The 20,293-nt window shown below is 70.5% G+C and carries 19 protein-coding genes and 1 pseudogene; 6 read left to right on the top strand and 14 right to left on the bottom strand.

All coding sequences use genetic code 11. The features are described 5' to 3' along the window. Nucleotides 1-6: 6 nt before the first annotated feature. From BLR21_RS18510 to BLR21_RS18485, 6 genes are all read right to left on the bottom strand, one after another. On the bottom strand, nt 7-831 hold the full coding sequence (locus BLR21_RS18510; RefSeq protein ID WP_090007055.1) for a class I SAM-dependent methyltransferase: 825 nt from the start codon (nt 829-831) through the stop codon (nt 7-9). Then, on the bottom strand, nt 831-1,967 hold the full coding sequence (locus tag BLR21_RS18505; protein WP_090007054.1) for a GTP-binding protein: 1,137 nt from the start codon (nt 1,965-1,967) through the stop codon (nt 831-833). Before BLR21_RS18505 ends, BLR21_RS18510 begins: the two co-directional genes overlap by 1 nt. Before the next feature lie 38 nt (nt 1,968-2,005). Next, nucleotides 2,006-2,503 carry a DUF1360 domain-containing protein gene (locus BLR21_RS18500; protein ID WP_090007053.1) on the bottom strand — a complete coding sequence of 166 codons (498 nt, stop codon included), beginning with the start codon at nt 2,501-2,503 and terminating at the stop codon, nt 2,006-2,008. A gap of 55 nt (nt 2,504-2,558) precedes the next feature. After that, nucleotides 2,559-2,903, bottom strand: coding sequence for a hypothetical protein (locus tag BLR21_RS18495; RefSeq protein WP_143027761.1), 345 nt, complete (start codon nt 2,901-2,903; stop codon nt 2,559-2,561). A 42-nt stretch (nt 2,904-2,945) separates the two neighbouring features. Then, nucleotides 2,946-3,674: a hypothetical protein gene (locus tag BLR21_RS18490; RefSeq protein ID WP_090007051.1), complete on the bottom strand. Its 729-nt coding sequence runs from the start codon at nt 3,672-3,674 to the stop codon at nt 2,946-2,948. Between the two features lie 89 nt (nt 3,675-3,763). Next, nucleotides 3,764-4,120 (bottom strand): STAS domain-containing protein, encoded by a 357-nt coding sequence (locus BLR21_RS18485; protein ID WP_176929690.1) that lies wholly within the window; start codon nt 4,118-4,120, stop codon nt 3,764-3,766. Nucleotides 4,121-4,264: 144 nt separating this feature from the next. Between BLR21_RS18485 and BLR21_RS18480 the strand changes: the two genes are divergently transcribed. Beyond that, nucleotides 4,265-4,984 carry an anti-sigma factor gene (locus BLR21_RS18480; RefSeq protein WP_090007049.1) on the top strand — a complete coding sequence of 240 codons (720 nt, stop codon included), beginning with the start codon at nt 4,265-4,267 and terminating at the stop codon, nt 4,982-4,984. 42 nt (nt 4,985-5,026) lie between these two features. Further along, nucleotides 5,027-5,416 carry an NAD(P)-binding protein gene (locus BLR21_RS18475; protein ID WP_176929689.1) on the top strand — a complete coding sequence of 130 codons (390 nt, stop codon included), beginning with the start codon at nt 5,027-5,029 and terminating at the stop codon, nt 5,414-5,416. A gap of 276 nt (nt 5,417-5,692) precedes the next feature. On the opposite strand, the gene BLR21_RS18470 is transcribed toward BLR21_RS18475, so the two are convergent. From BLR21_RS18470 to BLR21_RS18445, 6 genes are all read right to left on the bottom strand, one after another. Continuing rightward, nucleotides 5,693-6,430 carry an anti-sigma factor gene (locus BLR21_RS18470; RefSeq protein WP_090007047.1) on the bottom strand — a complete coding sequence of 246 codons (738 nt, stop codon included), beginning with the start codon at nt 6,428-6,430 and terminating at the stop codon, nt 5,693-5,695. Next, nucleotides 6,427-7,032, bottom strand: a complete 606-nt coding sequence (locus tag BLR21_RS18465) for a sigma-70 family RNA polymerase sigma factor (protein WP_090007046.1) — start codon at nt 7,030-7,032, stop codon at nt 6,427-6,429. Before BLR21_RS18465 ends, BLR21_RS18470 begins: the two co-directional genes overlap by 4 nt. An 88-nt stretch (nt 7,033-7,120) precedes the next feature. After that, a complete protein-coding gene (locus tag BLR21_RS18460; protein WP_090007045.1) occupies nt 7,121-7,444 on the bottom strand; it encodes a hypothetical protein in 324 nt (107 codons plus the stop codon). Between the two features lie 8 nt (nt 7,445-7,452). Continuing rightward, nucleotides 7,453-8,805, bottom strand: coding sequence for a nickel/cobalt transporter (locus BLR21_RS18455; protein WP_256334767.1), 1,353 nt, complete (start codon nt 8,803-8,805; stop codon nt 7,453-7,455). Further along, complete coding sequence (locus BLR21_RS18450; protein WP_090007044.1) at nt 8,802-10,097, bottom strand: tetratricopeptide repeat protein; 1,296 nt, start codon at nt 10,095-10,097, stop codon at nt 8,802-8,804. Before BLR21_RS18450 ends, BLR21_RS18455 begins: the two co-directional genes overlap by 4 nt. 79 nt (nt 10,098-10,176) lie before the next feature. Then, the gene (locus BLR21_RS18445) at nt 10,177-11,697 is read right to left on the bottom strand and encodes a DUF4331 domain-containing protein (RefSeq protein WP_256334766.1); all 1,521 of its coding nucleotides are present in this window, start codon (nt 11,695-11,697) and stop codon (nt 10,177-10,179) included. 450 nt (nt 11,698-12,147) lie between these two features. On the opposite strand from BLR21_RS18445, the gene BLR21_RS18440 reads away from it, so the two are divergent. The 4 genes and pseudogenes from BLR21_RS18440 to BLR21_RS43810 form a co-directional block, all read left to right on the top strand. Further along, the gene (locus tag BLR21_RS18440) at nt 12,148-13,125 is read left to right on the top strand and encodes an iron ABC transporter substrate-binding protein (protein WP_256334765.1); all 978 of its coding nucleotides are present in this window, start codon (nt 12,148-12,150) and stop codon (nt 13,123-13,125) included. Between the two features lie 62 nt (nt 13,126-13,187). Further along, the gene (locus BLR21_RS18435; protein WP_090007041.1) at nt 13,188-14,636 is read left to right on the top strand and encodes an ABC transporter permease; all 1,449 of its coding nucleotides are present in this window, start codon (nt 13,188-13,190) and stop codon (nt 14,634-14,636) included. Nucleotides 14,637-14,639: 3 nt separating this feature from the next. Further along, nucleotides 14,640-15,641 carry an ABC transporter ATP-binding protein gene (locus tag BLR21_RS18430; RefSeq protein WP_090007040.1) on the top strand — a complete coding sequence of 334 codons (1,002 nt, stop codon included), beginning with the start codon at nt 14,640-14,642 and terminating at the stop codon, nt 15,639-15,641. Further along, nucleotides 15,638-17,077 (top strand): annotated as a pseudogene (locus BLR21_RS43810) (non-ribosomal peptide synthetase); the annotation flags it as partial. The gene BLR21_RS18430 and the pseudogene BLR21_RS43810, both read left to right, overlap by 4 nt. An 803-nt stretch (nt 17,078-17,880) precedes the next feature. On the opposite strand, the gene BLR21_RS43805 reads toward BLR21_RS43810, so the two are convergent. Together BLR21_RS43805 and BLR21_RS18415 are read right to left on the bottom strand one after the other, a co-directional pair. Then, complete coding sequence (locus tag BLR21_RS43805; RefSeq protein WP_090007039.1) at nt 17,881-19,887, bottom strand: heavy metal translocating P-type ATPase; 2,007 nt, start codon at nt 19,885-19,887, stop codon at nt 17,881-17,883. A gap of 2 nt (nt 19,888-19,889) precedes the next feature. Then, nucleotides 19,890-20,267: an ArsR/SmtB family transcription factor gene (locus tag BLR21_RS18415; protein WP_090007149.1), complete on the bottom strand. Its 378-nt coding sequence runs from the start codon at nt 20,265-20,267 to the stop codon at nt 19,890-19,892. Nucleotides 20,268-20,293: the final 26 nt, after the last annotated feature.

Here is a 20,293-nt window from a genome sequence, read left to right as displayed (position 1 = left end):
ACCCGGTCAGCCATGCTCTCCCCGCCTCTGTCCCATGTGGATGGTCCTGGCCGTGAGCAGCGCCACGTCGTCACGGTTGCCCAGCCACACCGGCGAGGCGCGGTCGAGCAAACCGTTCCACGCGACGCGATCGTCCTGGGCCAGGTACGCCTGGGCTCGTCCGACTCGTGCGGCGAGCTCCGCGAGCACCACCTCTCGCACCGCCTCGGTGAGCGGGGCGGGCAGGTCCAGCAGCACGCTGCGGCTGGTGACCTGCTCGAGTCCGGCGGACCGCAACAGGCCCGGCCAGCCGCGGGCCTCGCGCACGGCCGTGGGTCTGCTCTCGAACCACGCCGTGAACCACTCGTTGTGCGCGGCGTCGAGCCGGGCCTCCAGTCCAGGTCTGCCCACACCGACGTCCCAGGGCAGGCAGCGCGCGGGCAGGCCGCCCTCTCCGAGTGCGAGCAGGCCGCCGGGAGCGAGCAGGCCGGCCAGCCCGGACACCGCGCCCTGCCAGGACAACGCGTGGTGCACGCAGGCCCCGGACCAGATCAGCGACACAGGTTCCGGCAGCGGGATGGGACCGTCGTCGAGGTCGTGCAGGACCGTGCGCACACGGTCGCCCAGCCCTGCCTGCTCAGCACGCTCGCGCACCAGAGCGAGCATCGCCTCGTCGTTGTCCACGGCGTAGACAAGTCCGGCACGTTCGGCCAGCCGCAGCGTGCCGGTGCCGGATCCGGGTCCGACGTCGGCCACCACGCCGGCGACCGGCAGAGCCTCCAGGAGTGCCAGCTCGGTTTGTGCGAACACCGCTTCCGCCGCGGCGGGGTCCGCGGTCGACGGGCCGGTCATCAGGCGTGCTCGTGCAGGTCGGCGAGGTCCCACTCCGGCAGCGGGTCCTCCAGCGCGCGCCAGTGCACCGGACCGGCCGCGAACTCCTCGTCGGTCAGCAACGCCGGTTCCAGGCGGCGGCGCGGTTCGTCGAGGTCGAGGCCGACCCCGATGAAGACCAGCTCCTGGCGGCCCTGCGGGGTGTCCAGCAGCTGCCCCGGTTCCAGGGTGAGGTTCGGGCCCGCCTGTGACCACACCGCGAGCACCTCGGGGCGGCTGGCGATGTGGCAGAAGCCCTTGCTGCGCAACACGCCGTCCCAGTCGGCCAGCGCCGCCATCAGCCGGGCGGGGTGGAAGGGCCGCGACGCGCGGAACGCGACCGAGCGGATGCCGTACTCCTCGGTCTCCGGGACGTGGCCGGTGCCCGCCAGCTCCTGGGCCCAGCCGGGCGCCTGCGCGGCGGTGATCGGGTCGTAGCGACCGGTGTCGAGCACCTCGGCCAGTTCGACGACGCCGTGCCGCGTGTGCAGCAGGCGGGCGGCAGGGTTCATCCTGCGCAGCACGGCGTCGAGCGTCGCGAGCTGTTCGCCGGTCACGAGGTCGGTCTTGTTGACCACCAGCAGGTCCGCGAACTCGACCTGGTCGACCAGCAGGTCCGAGATCGTGCGCTCGTCCTCCTCCGCGGCGGCCAGGTCACGCTCGGCCAGGTGGTCACCGGTGGTCAGCTCGCGCAGGAAGCCCGCCGCGTCCACCAGCGTCACCATCGTGTCCAGCTGTGCGTGGTCGGACAGGCTCGTGCCGTCCTCGAAGGTCCAGTCGAAGGTCGCGGCCACCGGCATCGGCTCCGAGATGCCGGTGGACTCGATGAGGATCGTGTCGAACCGGCCCGAGCGCGCCAGCTCGCCGACGCTGTCGAGCAGGTCCTCCCGCAACGTGCAGCAGATGCAGCCGTTGGTCAGCTCGACCAGCCGCTCGGTGGTGCGGTCCAGGGTGCCCTGACCCGCCACCAGCGCGGCGTCGATGTTGATCTCGCTCATGTCGTTGACGATCACCGCCACGCGCCGCCCTTCCCGGTTGGCGAGCACGTGGTTGAGCAACGTCGTCTTGCCCGAGCCGAGGAAGCCGGACAGCACGGTGACCGGGGTGCGCCTGAACATATGGACATGATAATCATATTCAGGGTCGAACGTGACGGCTACTTCCTGGCGGCGTCGTAGGCGAGGTGCAACCAGTCCGAGACGGCGACGGCGGACAGGGCGGTCGTGACCAGGCGGGTGGCCCTCGGCGCGAGCACCAGACCCGCGGTGAGAGCGCCCGCGATCCAGACGCCGGAGCAGAACGGACAGGTCACCAGCTCGCCGACGGCGTGGCGGACGCCGTGGCCGCGCACGGTCTCCTTGACCTCGGACGCACCGGCGGGCTCCTCAAAGCGGGTGAACGGCGCTCGCAGCACACTGGTGATCGATGACTTGGTGAGCAGCATGCTCGACTTGTGGGTGGCCAAAGCCAGCAGGATGATGTCGTCGGGAGTGAACCGCTGCGGCAGCCGTGTCCCCCGGTGCCGGCCGACCGCCGTGGCGACACCCACCAGAGCGCCGTACGAGCACAACGATGCCAGGTAACCGAACAGCGGGCGTCGTTCGCCGTCCGCGTAGGCGAGCTGGGTACGTTCGAAGGACTCCGCGATCGACATGGCAAAGGTGTTGCCGCTGCGCGGGTGGCCAAACCGGAGTGCCCACCTCCGGCGCTCAACTGCCGGCAGGCTCCAGCCGGACCACGAGCCCGCGGACGGTGAGCACCGTGGACTCAGGACTCTCCGGCAGAACGAACTCGACGTCGACCGGCCCGTCGTCCCAGCGCAGCGGTTCCCGTGCGGTCAAGCGGATCTCACCACCTGGCTGGGTGATCGTCGCGGCATTCTGTTCCAGCACAACCGTTCCGCCGTCCTCGGCACCACCCGCGTCCGGAAGCTCGGCGGCCAAGCGGATCCCGGCGGATCCCGCGCCGTCGCAGTCGCCGGTGAAGTCGAGCACCATCTTCTTGGAGCGCAGCGTCACTTCGGCACCCTCGGCGTGGCAGCGAGTTCTGGTCATGCCACAGCCGTACCCGTCGGCAGCACGACCAAACATCGTGGGTCAGCTCTGGCAGCGACAGCGATACCGGTGACCGGCACCGAGCCGGTCGATCACGTCATGGGTGCACACCTGCTCGGCGGTGGGCGGGTTCTCCCGGTCGAAGCGGTCGAAGCGGTCGCCGCCGCCGGGAACAGCACTCGGCGTCCACGCGAACAGCTCGATCTCGCTGTCCGGATACTCGGCCCGCAGCCGTGCGGCGACAGCGTCGACGGGTACGCCGCCCTCGGGTGATTCGGTGGCAACGATGGCCACGAGGTGTGTGTCGCCCTCACGCCAGACGTGCAGCGCACGTGGCGCGCAGTCAGGAGAGTACGTCCACTGCGGCTCGTCCCGGATCAGTGTCGCCGGCGGCCTGCCCGGCAGGACACGGGTTCCGCTCGTGCCCCGCGCGCAACGCAGCAGCGCGAGCTGTCGCAGCAAAGCATGACGGACGGGCTCCACGTCGGCGACGAGTTCGGCCAGCTCGTCCAGGCCCGGAGCATGCGGGTGATCGAGGCGCCACCGCGCCAGCTGACGCACCATCTCCGCGTGCGCGGCACCGACGTCCTGGTACTCGTCCTCGAGCTGATCGCACCATGCGCTGTCTGCCTGTGCCGGTGTCATCCCGGCCAGCTCGCGGGCCAGCCCGCGAGCCTCGCTGAGCTCGGCGCGCAAGCCCGCCATCGCGACAGGGAGCATCTCGATGCCCAGCCCTGTCGGCTCCTGGCCGGCCGCCCGTTCACTGCCCACTCACCGCACGATACGAATGTCCCCGCCGGCACGAACGAACGACACCCAAGCGAGTGCGCAAGTTCGCCGTTCCGGGCGACAAGGCCTACTCACGCGGTCCGCGGCACGCTCGGCACATCCGGGTACAGGTCGAGCACGCGGTCGATCCCCGCGACCGCGAGCGGCCGGCGTACGGGCGCACTCGGGACGATCGCCAGCCGCGTCCCCAGTCGGGCGGCGGCGTTCTGTGACTGGAGGAGCATGCGCAGCCCTGCCGATGCCATGAAGGCGACACCGGTGAGGTCGAGGATGAGCAACCGGCGAGGGGTGGCGAGCTGAGCCTGGATCTCAGTCCAGACCAACAGCTCGGTGGTCATGTCGACCTCGCCCGCGATCGACACCACCGTCGCATGGCCGGTGTCGACGGTCGTCACGGTGGCGATCAGGTTCGGATCGAGCTTCGACATGCCGTCGCTCTTTCCTGCAGTGGGGTGTAACCGCGTCATGGCTGATACCCGTCCGGTCCAGGCGTCAAACCTCGTGTGCGGGCACTCGCGGCATGCAGCAATCCGTCCATCGACCGGCTTCGAAGTACAGGTGTGAAACCGGGAATGACGCGTGCGATCAACCCGCACCTGCTGACCGGTGCCCACGCACTCGGCGCGCTGCTCGACGCCGAGCGAGCCGAGTTCGAAGCACACCTGGACAGGTGCCGGGGTTGTGCGGACGAAGCGGCCGAACTGAGGGAGACCGCGGCCCGCCTCGGCAACGCCGTCGACCACGTGCAGCCGAACTCCCTGCGGCCACAGGTACTGGCCGCGATCCGGCACGTGCGGCAGGTGCCGCCGGCCTCGGAGAACGTCGCGGTTTTCTCACGGCGTCAAGGTTTCCGGCGCGCGGCGGCCCTCATCTCCGCTGCCTGTGTGGCCGCCGCGGCGGTGGCCGGTGTGCACGGCGCACTGACCACCTCGACGCTGACCCCGATGGCCGTGTCCGCGCGTACTCACGTCGGTGATCTGCTGGCGGCGCCGGATCTGCGACTCGTCAGCGCGGAAGGTCAGGCGGGTACCGCCGCGATCTCGCCTAGCCGCAACGAGATGCTCTTCCTGGCAGACGGCCTGCGCACGTTGCCGCGTGACCGGGTCTACCAGCTGTGGCTGGTGGACGGCCAAGGTCCACGATCCGCGGGCACCATGCGTCCGGCGGGCGACGTGACGTCGCTGCTCGTGAGCGGGATCAACGGAATCGGCGAGGCCGTTCTCACGGTGGAGCCTATTGGTGGATCACCGAGCCCGACCGGGTCTCCGGTCCTCACCATCGTTCTTCGCTGAATCGGACGCAATCCAGCTCGAGCGGCACACCGAATCCCGGTCGTGACCGATCACATCCTCGTCATCGGATATGGCGATGCCGGACGCCGCGCGCTGAACTCGGTGCTGGCATCGCAGCCGGACGCAAGGCTGACCGTCCTCGACACCGACTACCTCGCCGTCGCCGAGGCCTCGGCCAACGGCGCCACCGCGGTCCTGGGGGACGGGCGGGACCGATGCGCGCTGGACGAAGCCGCCGCAGACATCGCCGACCGCGTCATCATCGCGGTCCCGGACGACCTCAACGCCTTCCTGATCACGAGAGCGGTACGGCCGCTGAACCCCGACACCGTGATCGTGGCCATCATCCGCGAGCCGGAGAACCACACGATCTTCACCTCTGACGGGATCGTGAGCATCCACCTGCGGCAACTGGACGACCGGCAGACGTGAGAACTCCGGAAACCGCGCCAGGGAAGTCCGGATGGTGTTGTCCGGCAAGGGAACCGTCACGATCCAGGACAACGGGCAGACCAGGACCGTCGAGGTCGGCGGCACCCCGAACTCCTACCGGCTCCTCGCCACACCGACGATCCAGGGCGGCTCGCTCACCGCAACCCTCGGCCCGGCGTCCAGGCCTTCTCCTTCACCTTCGGATGATCAGGAACACCGGCGGAGACGACGCGACCCCGGCAGCCACCAGGCCGCCAGGGTCGCGTCGTGTGCGGGTCAGGCCATGGAGATCGCGACGACCGGGGTCGTCGTAGGGGCGCGTGAGCCACCGTCCGGTTCTACGGTCAACGCGAACGCCCGCGCATCAGCCAAGTCGTCGGCCAGCACGGGCTTGTCCTGCAGCAGCCCGGCCGAGCGCGGCCCATCCGGTCCGACGACCCACAGCTGGTACGCGCGGTCCGCGGGCAGCGACGGCAACCCGTCGGCGAGGAACGCCGCCTTGCCGCGGCTCGGCGACATCACGACGGTTCCGTGGCCGCCGTCGGTTCCCGAGTCGCTCAGCAGCTTCGCGTCGGGAGCTCTCAGCAGATCCAGAACCTGGCTGTTCCCGGCCGCCGACTGACCCAACGCGTCGAGCTCACTGCGGGCCTGCACGGCCTGAACGCCGACCACGACGGCGACGAGCACACTGGCGGCAGCGGCGAGCACGCTTGTGCGGACCAGCCACCGGTTCCGCGTGGGGAGCACGAACACAGCCGCTTCCGGAGCAGTGGCCTCCGGCGGCAACTGACGCGTGGCCTGGACGCCCGTCAGCACCTGTGCCCGCAGTCGCGCCGGCGGGGCGACCTCCGCCGCCGTGCCGAGGGAGGCCGCGGTGGCCTGCAGCTCGGCGACTTCCTGGGCGCACGACGGACAGCGCGGCAGGTGTGCTTCGAACTCCGCGCGTTCGGAGTCGGACAAGGCGTTCATCGCATAAACGCCAGTCAGCGTGTGCAGATCTGACGACGAGCTCATACCGTCACCCCCAAGCAGTCCCTGAGTCTGATCAGGCCGTCGCGCATCCGGGTCTTCACCGTGCCCAGCGGAACGCCGAGCAGGCTGGACACCTCCGGATAGCTGTAGCCCTGGTAGTAGGCCAGCAGCACGGACTCGCGCTGCAGATCGGTCAGCGACGACAGGCACCGCCGGACCTTGCGCTGTTCCAGGCGTTCCGTGACCTGTTCGACGACCTCGTCGAACGGAGTCGTCACGCCCATCTGAGCGACCCGTTCGTCCCGGTTGGCCGCCGCCTGCGCGGACCGCACCCGGTCGACCGCACGCCGGTGCGTCATGGTGAGGATCCAGGTCGTGGCCTTGCCGCGGTCCGGATCGAACCGGCTGGCGGTCCGCCACACCTCGAGCATGACCTCCTGGAACACCTCCTCGGACTGCGCCTGATCACGCAGCACCCGGCGCGCGAGCCCGAAGACCATGCCCGACACCTGGTCGTACAGCTGCTCGAACGCCGTCTCGTCACCACGTGCCACCCGCAGCAACAGGTCCTCCACGCCCACCGGCTCCCCGTGGTCCGCCGAACCACGCGGGAGGGTCGACTGCGCCTGATCTCGTTCCCGCATCGCGCTCCTCTTCGTCACCTGACCGAACGGTTATTCGGAGCCGAGGCCCACTCGGATGGGTGAGGCGCGCGTCACATCGACGAGGTACTCAGCCGAGCAACGCGGTCACGTTGGCGCGGTCGGCGCCGAGTGTCACGTAGAGCTGGGCCCACTGTTTGTCGACGTCGGTGGACGCCTGGCCGTCGCAGAAGGGCTTGCGGCCGTGCGCGGTGTAGTAGCGCAACAGCGACAGGGTTTCGCCGGTGCTGCGCATCGCTTCGTCGGTGTAGCGAGGGCCCGGCGGCTGGGTTTGGTGGCGCAGGCAGGTGAGGTCGGAGCCGTTCTCGTTGTCGAAGACCGGTCCGGGGTCGGGAGTGCCGGTGCAGGCGACCAGAACGGTGGCGGCGCACAGGAGCAGGATCGGGACGCGCATCGCGCCTCCTATTCGAACAGGGCTCGGGCGGTGAGTCCGAGGCCGACGACGAGGACGAGCCCAGCGGTGATCGCGGGCAGGGCGGTGAAGCGGTCTCGGAAGCGTTCGACGGCGGCCAGCCGGTCGCGCAGGCGGACCAGGAGCAGGCCGACGGCGGTGAGCGTGGCGGCCATGCCGAGGCCATAGCCGACGACGAGCAGGACACCGAACCAGGTGCGGCCCAGGGCGATCGCACCGAGCAACACGACCAGTGCCGACGGGCTGGGCACCAGGCCGCCCGCCACGCCCATACCGATCAGACCGCCACGACCCACACGGTGCCCATGCCCGTGGCCATGTCCATGTCCGTGGCCGTGCCCATGCCCTACGGCGACGGGTTGCCGCTGCAGCGCGGAGCGCAGCAGGAACGCCCCGATGGCGGTGACGAGTACGCCGCTGGCGACGCCGAGGACCTGCAGCAGGGACTCGCCGGCAAAGGCGCTGGAGACGCTGATCGCCAGGCCTATGAGCAGCACGCCGAGGGTGTGGGTGAGGGTGACGGTGGCGCCGACGACGACAGCGTCACGTGCAGTGCCGTCACGGCCCGCGAGGTAGGCGGCGATGACGGTCTTGCCGTGTCCGGGCAACGCGGCGTGGGACGCACCGAGCAGCAGCGACAGCAGCACCGCGAGCACGCCGATCAACGGAGTGAGGTCCTGCTTGCCGGCGAAGTCGGTGAAGGCGCGGGTGGCCGTACCGAGCAACGTGCTGCCGCCCTGGGCCGCGGCGGTGTCCGAGGCTGTAGTGGCGCCGGGTTCGACGCGCAGGCTGACCGCGCGGATGTCGAGGGGATCGGACAGCAGGTCGTCGGGATAGGCGCGGAGCTCGTCACTGGCGCTCGTCGCCGGCACGGGCGGGTCGAGCAGCGCGATGCCGTCGCCGGTGGCGGTCATCTCGTGCCAGCCCACGCGGCCTGGCCGGTAGGTGTCGCGCACGTCGATGGTGGCGGCGGAGCTGAGGTCCGCGGGCGCGGTGAGGCGGCAGGTGAGGCGGGTGGTGGCCAGTCCGGCTTCACCGGGCGGGAACTCGATCGACGCCGACCGGAGGGCCACGGCCGTGCGCGTGCCGTTGACGGTCACATCAACGGCGTCGAGCACGCTGTCGCACTCACGGCCGGCGTAGTCGTTCTGGCGAGCGGGCTGTTCCTGCAGGGTCGGGATCTCGGCGAGGTCGATGACCGAGACGAGGTCGACGCGGTCGGGGTGGACGGTGATCGCGTGGTGGTGGTTGATGGTGAAGTTGCCCAGCGGGTGGGCTCCCGCACTCGCGGGGAGCGCCAGCATGGCCAGCGCGGCGAGGACGAACACGGCCAGTGCTTTCACCTCAGGCCGTCCAGCGCGGCTCGGGCGGCAGGGGCGTCCACGGGTGAGAAGTGCGGGTTGGTCCGCAGCGCCGTGCCGAGCGCGTCGGCTGCGTCCGCGGTGCGGCCGAGTGCGCGCAGGATCATGCCTCGGTGGTAGGCGAACGTCGCGTTGCGCCAGCCGGTGGCGGCGGCGCGGTCGGCGTAAGGGAGAGCCTCGGCGTCACGTCCGGCGAGGTGCAGCGCCCACGCCAGTGCGTCCGCCACGAGCGGGTGCTGCCGGCGGTTCCATTCGCGTTCGGCCGCGGCCAGTGCGGTCGCGGGATCGCCGCGGTCGGCGGCGGCGACGGAGGCGGCCAGGTCGTCGGTGCTGCCCGCGGCGGCGAGCAGCCGCTCCTGCTGGGCGAGGAGGTCGAACTGGCGGGCGGCGTCCTCGGTGCGGCCCGCTGCCCGCAGGAGAACGGCGTGCTCGTGCAGGTACTGCGGTGAGGGCACGCGTGCCACCAGATCGGCGTAGCCGGTGAGAGCGTCGTCCAGGTTGCCTCGCGCGGCGGCGATCTTGGCGCGTCCTTGCAGCAGGGCGGGGTCGAGTGGGTCGACCAGCAGGCCCCGCTCGTACTGGGCGGAGGCTTCGTCGAGGTCGCCGTTGTCGAAGGCCAGTTCGCCGAGGTGGTAGCGGCAGAACACCGTGCCGGCCGGCGAGGAGGAGGCGTCGAGTGCGCGGGTGAGGGCCTGGCGGGCGGAGTCGACGTCACCGCGTTGTTCGAAGTCGTAGGCGGCGCGGGTGAACGCGGGCACGCCGGGTTCGAGGTCGAGCATCCGCTGCACGGCGGCTCGCGCCTCGTCGGCCGCACCGAGCTGGGTGAGGGCGTCGGCGAGCACGCCGTAGACCTCGGCGGTGTCGGGCAACGCGGTCCGGGCGAGGTCGGCCTGTGCGCGGGCGGCGGCGAAGTCGTGCCGGGCGTTGGCCAGGGCGCCGAGGCCCAGGTGGGCAGGGCCGTTTCCGTCCGGCTGGTGACGCAGGGACGTCTCCAGCGCTCCCTGGGCCTTGCCGTAGTAGGCCGGGTCGCCGGTGATCCGAGCCTGCTCGACGTAGGCGGAGCCGAGCAGTGCCCACGTGCCGGCGTCGCCGGGGACACGCCGCAGCCGGTCCTGGGCGGCGGTGATGGTGCGCTGCACGTCGCTGCGCACGACAGCGGCACCCTGGCCGGCAGGCGGCGGGTCGTCACCGCGGCTCAGCGCGGTCGCGGTCGTGGCGAGCAACGCGACGCCGGCGGTGATCGCCAGCGTTGCGATGATCTTGCGGCGGTTCATGGCGCGCTCCGTGGGTTGCTGCGGTGTCAGATCACGGGACCGTGCCGGGGGACGGATGCATCCGTCCCCCGGCACGCTGTCATGCGACCGCGGGGACCGCGGTCCGCAGTGGACGGCGATTCAGCAGCCACACGCCCGAGCCGATCAGCAACGCCGCGAGGACGCCGTTGAGGATCAGCCCGTCCGGCAGACCACCGCCACCGCCACCGGCGGCAGGTGCCACCGCACCGGCGGCGCCGGAGTTGACCGCCGTGTTGTTGGGCAGCGCCACGTACGGGAACGAGGTGCCGAACGCCCTGTCGTTGGCGTTGACCTTGTCCCCGGCCGCGAGCGCGGGCACGATGCCGCTCACCGCGGCGCCTTGCAGTGCCTGCACACCGATGTCGAGCACGTCATCGGTGAGCCGGCGCCCGTTCGGGAAGCCCTGCAGGTCACCGCCGAGCACACCCAGCCGGTTCGGCGACGCCGCCGGCGGCACGGAAGTGTTGAGCCGCAACTGTTCCGACGGCGTGAACCGCTTCGGGTTCACGTCGGCGTTGTTGAGCTGCGAGTTCAGGTCGGCCTTGATCGGCCCGCCCAGCTTGGTGGTGATGCCGGTCAGGAAGATCTCCACCAGGTCGTCGCGCGGCGTCGCCGGGGCGGGCAGGCCGTAGATCGCCTCGATCAGCTTGGGCACCTCGGGGTCGGTGACCCGGTTGACCAGCTCGGGCGTCCTGCCGTCGCGGTCGGGCGTCAGGGCGTTGAACTTGTCCTTCAGGCCCGCCGGCACGACGACCTCGTTGACCAGCGGGTTGCCCAGACGGGAGACCTGCACGAACGGGCCGACGGCCCGCGACTCACCCGGAGTGAGGATCATCGACTGCCGCTCGGTGTCGCTCCACACCCCGATGACCGGGTTGCGGGTCGCGTCACCCTTGAGCGCCAGCTGCGACTTGGGCACCTGCAACGCGATGGTGTTGACGTTGTAGCCGCCCAGCGTGTCCTGGCCGACCTCGGACAGGTTGCCGCCGTAGAGCAGGTCGAACACCCGCAGGTCGAGGAAGAACGGGTCGTCGGACTGCCCGACGTAGCTCTTGCCGCCACCGGGCACGTCGGTGATCGCCTGGGCGACCAGCGCGCCGTAGTCCGGCATCGACGCCGGGCCGGTGTTGGACGGCGCGACCTTGCCCGAGCGGATCAGCTTGCGATCACGGCCGTCGCGGTCGATCAGTTCCAGCCTGTAGGTCTGCCGGAACAGCAGGTTCTCGTCGTCCAGCGACGTGACCGGCCCGTTGTTGTACAGGAACGTCGACTTGCCACGGCGGTCCTCGGTGCGGAAGGTCCACCGGTAGGTCAGGTCCGCCTTGGCATCACCGTCGTTGTCGATGTTGATGTCGTAGCGGGCATCGGTGGCCCACGGGTAGAAGTTCGGCCCGCCGTGCGGTTCCTGGAACGGCGACCAGCTCGCCACGAGCGTCACCGTGTCCGGCTGGTCAGGACTGACGAACGCGTAGACGTCGGTGTTGTCCACCGCCGGATCACCCGCGATCAACGGCGCTTCACGGTGGCTCGACGCCCCGGCCGGACCGGACCCGCCGATCAGACCGGCCGCGAGCACCATGCTCCCGACTGCTATCAGACTTACCGCCGCGCGTCGTCGACGACGCGCGGGAGGGGGTGCTGACATGCTCCATCCCTTCGGTTCAACGTCCGTCCGGAGCGACAGCCGCCACACGGACAGGACCGCGTTTATTCGGCGCGAAGGCTGCGGAGGCTTGCCGGTATCACCCGATTGCCCTCTTGCACATTGCAGGCATCAAGCGGGCGGCAGCGGGATGTGAGCGAGCGCCTGGCGGACAGGTGGTCGAATGCGCAACCACAATTCGGCGCCGTGGAAGAACTCTCCGAGATATCGGGCCGAACAGGTGATGTGTCCGTCGTCGCATCACGTAATGGCATCCACGTCTTGATTGGCGCCTTAGGTTAGCTTTACCTTGTCGACGCCCGTTCTGACCTGGGGGTGAGCTGAGGAGGACCGCTGGTGAGGTGTCGTGCACGCACCGTGACGCTGGTGGCAGCACTGTTGGCGTCGACGTTGACCGCCTGCAGTTCAGCAAACGACCTGATCATTTACTCCGGCCGCAACGAACAATTGGTCGGAGCCCTCCTGGACCAGCTCGAGGACGCCGTCGGAATCGACGTCGAGGTCCGCTACGGCGGCAGCGGGGAAATGGCCGCGCAGCTGCTGGAAGAAGGCCAGGGCACCGAGGCGGACCTGTTCTTCTCGCAGGACGCCGGCGCGCTCGGCGCGGTCGGGGCGCAGGGCAGGCTGGCCGAGTTGCCAGCGGACGTGCTCGGCATGGTGCCGGAGAACTACCGGGCGCGGGACAGGCGTTGGGTGGCGACGAGCGCACGAGCCCGCGTGATCGCCTTCGACCCCCGGGTGGTCGACGAGGACGAGCTGCCCGGGTCGATCGAGGAGGTCGTCGACCCGAAGTGGAAGGGCAAGGTCGGCTACGCGCCCACCAACGCGTCCTGGCAGGCGTTCGTGACGTCGGTGCGCGTGCTCAAGGGTGAGGACTTCGCCAGGGACTGGCTGAGGAAGTTCGCCGCCAACGAACCGAAGCGCTTCGACAACAACATCAGCATCCTCAAGGCGGTCGACGACGGCCGGCTCCCCTTCGGACTGATCAACCACTACTACTGGTACGCCATGGTCGCGGAGAAGAGCGAGGCAGGCGTCAAGGCCAGGCTGCACCGGTCCGGCGGTGGTGATCCGCTCTCACTGGTCAACGTGGCCGGTGTCGCGGTGATCCAGGGGTCCAACCAGAGCGAGGCCGCGCAGAAGGCCGTGCGGTTCCTGCTGTCCGAGCAGGCACAGCGGCACTTCGCCGACGTGACCGCCGAGTACCCGGCCAATCCGGGCGTGCAGCCGGGCAGGCACCGGTTGCCGCCGATCACGGACCTGCAGGCGCCCGACATCGACCTCTCCCAGCTGTCGTCGCTGCAGGAGACGGTGAAGCTGTTGCAGGAAGCGGGGTTGTCCTGAGGCCCGGACACCGGGCCGCTCCAGCTCTCACCACGCTTTCGCTCCTCGTCGCCGCGGCGGCCGTGCTGCCACTGGCGTACCTGGCCGTGCGTTCGTTCGAACGCGGCGGTGGTGTCGTGTGGGACGTGCTGGCCCGGACCCGGACCGCGGAACTGGCACTGCGCAGCCTCTCGCTCGCGGTGGCGGTGACGGCCGCGTGCATCGTGCTGGGCGTGCTCAGCGCGTGGCTCGTGACACGCTCGGATCTGTTCGGGCGACGGGCTTTCGGTGTGCTGCTCGTGCTGCCACTCGCGGTGCCGTCGTACGTCGCCGGGTTCACCTGGATCTCCGTGGCGCCCCAGCTCACCGGGTTCGCGGGTGCGTTCGTGGTGCTGACGCTGGTGTCGTACCCGTACGTGCTGCTGCCGGTCGCGGCCGCGTTGCGCACGGCCGATCCGGCGGTGGAGGAGGTCGCGAGGTCGCTCGGCAGGACCGGTCGTCAGGTGTTCCTCTCCGTGACGCTGAGGCAGGTCCGGCCCGCCGCGCTCGCCGGCGGGTTGCTGGTGGCGTTGTACGTGCTGAGCGACTTCGGCGCGGTGTCGCTGATGCGGTACGAGGCGTTCACGCTCGGCATCTACACGAGCTACCGGGCGACGTTCGACCGCACGCCGGCCGCGATCCTCGGGCTGGTCCTGGTGGTGCTGGCGGTCGCGTTGACCATCGGCGAACGCCGGGCGCGCGGGGTGGTCGCGCTGCGCGGGCGTCGTCAGCCGCTGACCGTGCCGCTGGGGCGGGCTCGGGTGCCCGCGCTGGCCGGAACCGTGGCGTTGCTCGTGCTGACGCTCGGGGTGCCGGTCGTCAGCCTGGTGTGGTGGCTGGTGGCGGGCACCTCGACGTTCGAGGTGACCGACCTGCTGGTGACCACCGGGAACACCGTCGCGGTGTCGGCGTTCGGCGCGGTGCTGACACTGCTGCTGGCGCTGCCGGTGGGAGTCCTCGCGGCGCGGCACCAGGGCCGGCTCGCCAGAGGGGTCGAGCTCGCCAGCTTCGCGGGGCACGCGCTGCCCGGCATCACCGTCGGGCTGGCGCTGGTGTTCTTCGGCATCAGGTTCGCTCCGGCGCTGTACCAGACCATCCCCATGCTGGCGTTCGCGTACGCGGTGCTGTTCCTGCCCTTGGCCGTGGGAGCCGTGCGCACCGGCGTCGCGCACGCACCACCGGTGCTGGAGGACGTCTCGCGATCGCTCGGTCACGGGCGGTGGCGGACAGCGTCGCGGGTCACCGTGCCGCTGTCCGCGCCGGGCATCCTGGCCGGCACCGCGCTGGTGTTCCTGACGTGTGCCAAGGAGTTGCCGGCGACGTTGCTGCTGCGGCCGACCGGCGTCGACACCCTGGCGACCGAGCTGTGGACCCGCACCGAGGTCGCCGCTTATGCCGCGGCAGCGCCCTATGCGGCGGTGCTGCTCGTGGTGGCGGCGATTCCCGCGGTGGTGCTGGACCGGTTTCTGCGCCAAGACGATTCGGTGAGGTGAGCGATGAGCGGCTTGACGGTGAAGCGACTGGTCGCGGGCTACGGCGGAGAACCCGTGCTGCGCGAGGTCGACTTCGAGGTGCCGGAAGGCGGGTTGCTCGCCGTGCTCGGGCCTTCCGGGTGCGGCAAGACGACGCTGCTGCGGGTCCTCGCCGGCTTCCACCCGATCGCCTCGGGCGAGGTGTGGCTGGGCGAGCGGCAGCTGACCTCCGACGTGCCGCCGGAGCGGCGCGGGATCGGGATCGTGCCGCAGGAGGGCGCGTTGTTCCCGCACCTGAGCGTGGCGGGGAACGTCGGGTTCGGGATCGGCCGGGGTGAGCGCGGTGACCGGGTCGAGGAGCTGCTCGACCTGGTGGGCCTGGGCGGATTCGGCTCGCGGATGCCCGCACAGCTCTCCGGTGGACAGGCACAGCGGGTGGCGCTGGCCCGCGCTTTGGCACCGCGTCCTGAGGTCGTGCTGCTCGACGAGCCGTTCTCGGCGTTGGACGCCGGTCTGCGCGAGGAGCTGAGGGCTGACGTGCGCGCGACGTTGAAGGCGGCTGGCGCTACGGCGTTGCTCGTGACGCACGACCAGGAAGAAGCACTGGGTATCGCGGACCACGTGGTGGTGCTGCGAGACGGCGTCGTGGCGCAGTTCGCCCGACCGCAGACGATCTACACCTCGCCCGCCGATCTCGGGGTGGCGTTGTTCGTGGGCGAGGCGGTGACGTTCGCCGGCGACGCCCGCGCCGGCCTGGTGGAGACACCGCTCGGGACCTTGCCGACGTCCGGCGACGGTCCCGGCACGGTGTTGTTGCGGCCCGAGCAGCTGATCCTCGGCAGCACCGGTGTTCCGTCCATTGTGGACGACGTGCTGTTCCACGGGCACGACGCGACGGTTCTGTTGCGGCTCGCCGACGGGACGCGGGTTCGGTCACGCGTGCAGGGCCGGATCTCGGTGCGGGCCGGAGACGCGGTCTCCGTGTCGGTCGACGGGTCCGCCCTGTTCTTCGAGGGCACGCCGTGACGGCCACGGCGGACCTCGGGTTCGCTGATCGTCTCGCGGAGCACGGTGACCGGCTCGCCCTGGTGACACCCGACGGCGCGCTGACCTATCACGAGCTGGACCAGCGGGTGACCTCGGCGGCGGAGCGGCTCGGCACGACGCGGCGGCTGGTGCTGCTCGCCGCGGAGAACGACATCGACTCGGTCGTGGCCTACCTGGCCGCGTTGCGCGGCAGGCACCCGGTCGTGCTCGCGTCCACCGCGCAGATTCCCGCTCTGACCTCCGCCTACGACCCGGATGTGGTGATCTCGGGCTCGTGGACGGAACGGCATGTGGGCACCGTGCACGCGCTGCACCCCGAGCTGGCGCTGCTGCTGTCGACGTCCGGCACGACCGGGTCACCGAAGCTGGTGCGGCTGAGCGCGGACAACCTCGCCGCGAACGCCGCCTCGATCGGCTCGTACCTCGACATCCGGGAGACGGACCGCGCCGTCACGTCCTTGCCGTTGCACTACTGCTACGGCCTGTCGGTCGTGAACAGCAACCTCGCGCGCGGCGCCGGGCTGGTGCTCACCGGACGATCGGTGATCGAGCCGGAGTTCTGGGATCTCGTGCGTTCCCAGGGCGTGACGAGCCTGCACGGAGTGCCGCACACGTTCGGGCTGCTGGACGGCATCGGCTTCGAGTCCATGGACCTTCCGAGTCTGCGCTACGTGACGCAGGCCGGCGGCCGGCTGGCCCCCGCGGACGTGGTCCGGTACGCCGAACTCGGCGCCGCGCGCGGCTGGCGGTTCTTCGTGATGTACGGCCAGACCGAGGCAACCGCGCGCATGGCCTACCTGCCGCCTGAACTCGCCGCCTCTCACCCGTCCGCCATCGGTGTCGCGATCCCGGGCGGAAAGCTGCGCGTCGACGACGGTGAACTCGTCTACAGCGGCCCCAACGTCATGCTCGGCTACGCCCACGCGCCTGAAGACCTGGCACTGGGGCGTACGACCTTCGAGCTGCGAACCGGTGATCTGGGAGTCGAGTCCCACGGCCTGTTCTCGGTGACCGGCCGCAAGAACCGGTTCGTGAAGCCGTTCGGGCTGCGCGTCGATCTGGACCAGGTCGAACGCTCGCTCGCCGCCGACGGCCTCCGCACGGCCTGTACGGGTGACGACAGCGGCCTGGTTGTCGCGGTACTCGGCGACGCGGACCGCGCGGCGAGGCTGATCCGCGCCCAGACCGGCCTGCCCGCGACCGCCGTTCGCGCCTACGCCGCGACCTCCATTCCGTTGCTGTCCAACGGCAAAGTCGACTACCGGGCCGTCGCGGCACCGTCCAGGAGCGACTCGAACTCCGTGCGCGAGGTGTTCAGGTCGGTTCTCGGTCTGCGGTCGGTGCCGTCCGACGCGACCTTCAACTCGCTCGGCGGCGACTCGCTGCGCTATGTCCAGATGACCGTTCAGCTGCAACGGTTGCTCGGCGATCTGCCGTCCTGCTGGCCGACGATGCCGGTGTCGTCACTGGAAGAGCTCCGCGTCAGGCACCGCCGGGTCCCGCTGATCGACACCACGATCGTGCTGCGGGCGTTGGCGATCCTGCTCATCGTGGGCTCGCACGTCGGCTTCTTCAAACTGCTCGGCGGCGCGCACCTGCTGCTCGTGGTCGCGGGCTGGAACCTCGCCCGCTTCCTGCTGCCCGCCGATCCACTGCGGATCCTGCGGGCGGCGGCGTTCATCGCCGTGCCCACCTCGCTCTGGCTCGTCTACCGCGCCGCGGCCACCGACGACGTCACGATCGACAACGTGTTGCTGGTCAACAACTTCACCCGCGTCGGCGCGGCCGGGTACTGGTTCGTCGAGGTCGTCGTGCACGTCCTTGTCCTGTGCACCCTGGTCTTCGCCGTACCGGTGATCCGCCGCTGGGAACAACGGCACCGCTACGCGTTCGCACTGGCGTTGCTCGGCCTGACGCTCGCGCTGAGGTTCACCGTCGACGGCGACTTCTTCGCTCGCAACATGACCACGCTCGGCGCGGCCTGGTTCGTCGCCCTCGGCTGGCTCGCCCAGCGCTCCCCCGCGCTGTGGCAGAAGTGTCTCGTCGTGGTGGTGATGGCCACGATGGTTCCCGGCCGGATGGAGGACCTCTCGCGCGAGATCATCGTGATCGCCGGCGTGATCCTGCTGCTGTCGCTGGCCCGCGTGCCGGTACCACGCGGACTGCTCACCCCGGTAAGCCTGCTGGCCAGCGCGTCACTCGCCATCTACCTCACGCACTACGCCGTGTTCCCGCACCTGCAACCACAGGTGCCGTCGCCGATCGTGTGGGCCGTGTGCATCGTGGTGGGGTGCGTGGTGTGGCTGGGAGTCGACCGGGCGGTCAAAATGGCGCGCTGACGCGGGGTGCTCCTGGCCGCGCGGATGGCGTTGAGGATGACCAGGACCTCGGCCGTCTCGTGCACGAACACGACGGTCGCCAGACCCATGACACCGAAGGCCGCCAACGGGATCAGCACGCCGATGATCGCCAGCGACAGGCCGACGTTCTGCAACATCACCCGGCGGGCGTGCCGGGCGTGCGCCAGGACCTGGGGCAGGTGACGGAGGTCCTCCCCCATCAGCGCCACGTCGGCGGTCTCGATCGCCACGTCGGTGCCCATGGCGCCCATGGCGATGCCGACGTCGGCGGTGGCCAGCGCCGGGGCGTCGTTGACGCCGTCGCCGACCATCGCGATCCTGCGGCCGTTGCGCAGCTTGCCGACCAGCGCGGCCTTGTCCTCGGGCAGGAGTTCGGCGTGGACGGTCGTGATGCCCGCCTGGCCGGCCAAAGCCGTTGCGGTGGCGGTGTTGTCGCCGGTGAGCATCGCGGTGTCGATGTTCAGGCCACGCAGCCTGCTGATCACCTCTGGTGCCTCGTCGCGCAGTTCGTCGCGGACCGCGACGGCGCCGAGCAGCGTTCCGTCCCGTTCGACGAGCACGACGGTGGCGCCCGCCCGTTGCAGACGGTCGACCTCGCCACGCAGGGAGCCAGGATCGACCCAGCTCGGCTTGCCCAGCCGCACCCAGGCGCCGTCCAGACTTCCGGTCAGCCCGTGGCCCGGCACGGCCGTCACGTCGTCGGCGACGGGCGCGTTCTCCGCAGCCTCCAGGATCGCGCGGGCCAGCGGGTGCTCGCTGCGTGCTTCGAGCGCGGCGGCGGTGGTCAGCACCTGATCACGCGTGGCATCTCCGGCGGCCAGGACCTCCACGACGCGCGGGGCGTTGCGGGTCAGCGTGCCGGTCTTGTCCAGTGCGACGATGCCGATGCGGCCGAGTTCTTCCAGCGCGGCACCACCTTTGACCAGTGCGCCCTGCCTGCTCGCCGCTCCGACCGCGGCGACGACGGTGAGCGGGATGGAGATCGCCAGCGCACACGGGGAGGCGGCCACCAGCACGACCAGCGCGCGTTCCAGCCACACCATCGGGTCGCCCAGCAACGCCCCGAGCCCGGCGACGAGCGCGGCCAGGATCATGATCGCGGGAACGAGCGGGCGGGCGATGCGGTCGGCGAGGCGCTGGCCGACGCCCTTGCGGTCCTGGGCCTCCTCGACGATGTGCACGATGCGGGCCAGCGAGGAGTCCGAGGCTCGTGCCGTGACCTCGACCTCGATCGCGCCACCGCCGTTGATCGCGCCGGCGTGCACCGCGTCCCCAGGCCCGGCCTCGACCGGCACCGACTCACCGGTGATCGCGGACAGGTCCAGGTTCGTGTGGCCGGTGCGGATGATCCCGTCGGTCGCGGCGCGTTCGCCGGGTCGCAGCACCATCCGGTCGCCGACCACGAGCTCGTCCGGCGCGATCCGCAGTTCGGTCCCGTCGCGCAGCACGGAGGCGGTGGGTGGCACGAGGCCAAGCAGTGCGCGCAGGCCACGGCGGGTGCGGGCGATGGCGTAGTGCTCCAGGCCTTCGGCGATCGAGAACAGCACGCCGAGCATGGCGGCCTCGGTGATCTGCCCCAACGCGACCGCGCCGATGGCCGCGATGGTCATCAGGGTGGCCACGCCGACTCGACGCCGCAGCAGGCTGCGTATCGCGCCCGGCACGAACGAGGCCGCGCCCACCACCGCCGAGGCCAGCATCAGCCCGTTGCCCACCCCCTCGGCGCCCGTGGAACCAAGCCACCAGCCCACCGCCAGCAGGACGGCCGCGACGGCCGCCAGCTGCAGCTCGCGAACCTGCCACCAGCTACCCGGCCCCTGATCGGTTTGGGTCGGTTCCTGCGGCCCGCAGCACTCGTCAGCCACTGCTACCCCTCCAGTGCGCCCGCGACCGCGGACTCGTCCAGGACCGCGGCGACCAACGCCCGCCCACGACCGGTCAGCGCGTACATCACCAACCGGCCGTCACGCCGCGAGGACACCAGCCCGCCGATCTTGAGCTGCCGCAGGTGGTGCGACGTCAGGTTCTGCGCCGCGCCGGCGACCCACGAGGCGTCGCACACGCACAACTCTCCGCCGGTCAGCAACGCCGCGGCGATCCGCAACCGGGTCGGATCGCCCAACGCCCGCGCCGCCGCCGCGGCCGACTCCACCGCGGACAGCTCCGGCAGACCCGTCCGGATCTCCTCGGCGTGGGGCAGGTCCAGGCACAACAGGTCACAGGTGTCCCGGCGCTCGTCAGTCACCTGCACATCCTAACGTACGTTGATAC

Source organism: Lentzea albidocapillata subsp. violacea (assembly GCF_900100275.1).
In the GTDB taxonomy this organism is placed as follows: Bacteria; Actinomycetota; Actinomycetes; order Mycobacteriales; family Pseudonocardiaceae; genus Lentzea; species Lentzea violacea.
The sequence above is the reverse complement of the archived record's forward strand: the minus strand, read 5'-3'. Positions and strand labels throughout refer to the sequence as shown.

Excerpts from the sequence above, each read along its gene's own strand:
- BLR21_RS18510 (WP_090007055.1), bottom strand. The coding sequence starts at position 831 with ATGACCGGCCCGTCGACCGCGGACCCCGCCGCGGCGGAAGCGGTGTTC.
- BLR21_RS18505 (WP_090007054.1), bottom strand. The coding sequence starts at position 1,967 with ATGTTCAGGCGCACCCCGGTCACCGTGCTGTCCGGCTTCCTCGGCTCG.
- BLR21_RS18500 (WP_090007053.1), bottom strand. The coding sequence starts at position 2,503 with ATGTCGATCGCGGAGTCCTTCGAACGTACCCAGCTCGCCTACGCGGAC.
- BLR21_RS18495 (WP_143027761.1), bottom strand. The coding sequence starts at position 2,903 with ATGACCAGAACTCGCTGCCACGCCGAGGGTGCCGAAGTGACGCTGCGC.
- BLR21_RS18485 (WP_176929690.1), bottom strand. The coding sequence starts at position 4,120 with ATGTCGAAGCTCGATCCGAACCTGATCGCCACCGTGACGACCGTCGAC.
- BLR21_RS18480 (WP_090007049.1), top strand. The coding sequence starts at position 4,265 with ATGACGCGTGCGATCAACCCGCACCTGCTGACCGGTGCCCACGCACTC.
- BLR21_RS18470 (WP_090007047.1), bottom strand. The coding sequence starts at position 6,430 with ATGAGCTCGTCGTCAGATCTGCACACGCTGACTGGCGTTTATGCGATG.
- BLR21_RS18465 (WP_090007046.1), bottom strand. The coding sequence starts at position 7,032 with ATGCGGGAACGAGATCAGGCGCAGTCGACCCTCCCGCGTGGTTCGGCG.
- BLR21_RS18460 (WP_090007045.1), bottom strand. The coding sequence starts at position 7,444 with ATGCGCGTCCCGATCCTGCTCCTGTGCGCCGCCACCGTTCTGGTCGCC.
- BLR21_RS18450 (WP_090007044.1), bottom strand. The coding sequence starts at position 10,097 with ATGAACCGCCGCAAGATCATCGCAACGCTGGCGATCACCGCCGGCGTC.
- BLR21_RS18445 (WP_256334766.1), bottom strand. The coding sequence starts at position 11,697 with ATGGTGCTCGCGGCCGGTCTGATCGGCGGGTCCGGTCCGGCCGGGGCG.
- BLR21_RS18430 (WP_090007040.1), top strand. The coding sequence starts at position 14,640 with ATGAGCGGCTTGACGGTGAAGCGACTGGTCGCGGGCTACGGCGGAGAA.